The following is a 1,537-nucleotide window of genomic DNA, read 5'->3' on the forward strand; positions in this document are numbered from 1 at the left end:
CGGCTTTGCTGTAATCTCTTATTCCACCTGACGCCTTGACTTTCGCCTTATCGCCTACAGTATCCTTCATGAGCCTTACATCTTCCTCAGTGGCACCTCCGGTGCTGAATCCTGTTGAAGTTTTTACAAAGTTTGCTCCTGCCTCTACAGAAAGTTCACAGGCCTTCACCTTTTCCTCGTCCGTAAGTAGACATGTCTCTATGATGACCTTTACAGTCATACCATCGGAGGCTTCAACCACCGCCTGTATATCTTCAAGTACAACATCATAGCTTTTATTTTTAAGAGCAGCAATATTTATAACCATGTCATTTGCTCCTGCCATGACTGCCATTTTTGTTTCAAATGCCTTTACTTCCTTCATTGTACATCCAAGAGGAAATCCAATAACGGATGTAACCTTCACATCGCTGCCATCCAAGAAGTCCTTTACAACCTTCACATAGTAAGGATTGACACATACCGATGCAAACTTGTATTCCCTTGCTTCATCACATACCTTCTTAACCTGTTCAATATTTGTATCAGGCTTCAAAATGGTATGATCTATATAAGACGCTATATTTTCCATTTGAATCACTCCAATTATATAATCAATTTCAATTATTTAATAAGTTCTACCAAATCACAGTTCTTAATACCTGCAGCATTTCCTTCCTCTACATCAACATGCATTTCAAGTGCAAATTCCGCATTAACTCTAATTAGTACATTTTCAAAAATAAGAGCTCTCTCTCCAACAGTCTTGATGCTTACCATTTGTTTGTCTTCAACACCAAATTCTTTTGCATCGTCGGTATGCATATGGATATGTCTTGCTGCTGCTATAAGACCCTGAGAAAGCTCAACTTCACCTTTTGGTCCTACCAACTTAACTCCAGGAGTTCCTTCAAGACTTCCAGAGCCCTTTACTGGAACATCTGATCCCAAAGTGAATCCATCTGCAAGTGAAACCTCTACCTGGGACTCTTTTCTAGCTGGTCCAAGTACTCTAACTCCCTTGATAGTTCTCTTTGGTCCTACAAGATCAACTTTCTCATCACAGGCATACTGACCAGGCTGAGACAAGTCCTTTATTGGTGTCAACTCATGTCCTTCTCCGAATAATACATCTATATCTTTTTGCGCAAGATGAACGTGTCTATTTGATAGTGCTATTGGTAATTTAGTTTTCATTTTAATTTGTCCTCCTAATTTAACTGACTATAAGATTATATATAGGAAGACGAAACAAAACAACGAATTATTTCTTATTAATTATTAAGAAATTCTTAATAATTTCTTTAGATTTGCTTTACTTCATCAAGAATCTTGAAGAAATCAGGATTTGAAACAGCTATACATTCAATATTATCTATTTCTGTATCACCGTCGGCAAAGCCTCCTGCAAGTGCAAGCATCATGCCCATTCTATGGTCTCCGTAGGTCTTTACAGCTGCACCTGAAAGCTTTCTTGTTCCTCCAATTACCATGCCGTCATCTCTAGGTGTTATTTCAGCACCCATTTTGGAAAGCTCGTCGCAGACTGCAGCTATTC

General features: G+C 38.8%; 1 protein-coding gene and 2 pseudogenes. All 3 read right to left on the reverse strand.

All coding sequences use genetic code 11. The annotated features are described in order from the left end of the window. Positions 1-571, reverse strand: a pseudogene (deoC, locus tag AC3AX0_RS07840) (deoxyribose-phosphate aldolase); the annotation flags it as partial. A 32-nt stretch (positions 572-603) separates the two neighbouring features. Beyond that, complete coding sequence (gene pduL / locus AC3AX0_RS07845; protein WP_487549749.1) at positions 604-1,176, reverse strand: phosphate propanoyltransferase; 573 nt, start codon at positions 1,174-1,176, stop codon at positions 604-606. 107 nt (positions 1,177-1,283) lie between these two features. Then, a pseudogene (locus tag AC3AX0_RS07850) lies at positions 1,284-1,537 on the reverse strand (3-phosphoshikimate 1-carboxyvinyltransferase); the annotation flags it as partial.

It is taken from the genome of Dethiosulfatibacter sp. (assembly GCF_983023055.1).

Excerpts from the sequence above, each read along its gene's own strand:
- pduL (WP_487549749.1), bottom strand. The coding sequence starts at position 1,176 with ATGAAAACTAAATTACCAATAGCACTATCAAATAGACACGTTCATCTT.